Origin of the sequence: Rhizobium redzepovicii, from assembly GCF_019793435.1 — a bacterium.
GTDB lineage: Bacteria > Pseudomonadota > Alphaproteobacteria > Rhizobiales > Rhizobiaceae > Rhizobium > Rhizobium redzepovicii.
The window spans coordinates 1-237 of record NZ_JAILYH010000130.1 but is presented as its reverse complement, the minus strand read 5'-3'; the positions used below and the strand labels follow the sequence as shown (position 1 = coordinate 237).

Annotated in this window: 1 protein-coding gene; it reads right to left on the bottom strand. The window is 67.1% G+C overall.

Annotation, left to right across the window (positions count from 1 at the left end; translation table 11 throughout):
• The coding region (locus tag K6N12_RS33905; protein WP_222149198.1) for a hypothetical protein at positions 1–237 on the bottom strand (237 nt) is incomplete at both ends.

The following is a 237-nucleotide window of genomic DNA, read 5'->3' as shown; positions in this document are numbered from 1 at the left end:
TATAGGCGCCCGATGCGTTGAGCACCAGACTGCCATAGGTGCCGGCGAGTGCTGAGCCGAGCGTGCCCGACGTCGCGCCGAAGACCACTGCCGTGACGGTCTTGGTGTCACCAGAATCCGGATCGGTGTCGTTGGTCAGCACGTTACCGCTGGCAACCACGCCGCCCGAACCGTTGGCCACGCCGCCCTTCTCGGTCGCATCGCCCGCATCGGCAACCGCCGTCGGCGTCGTGTTCG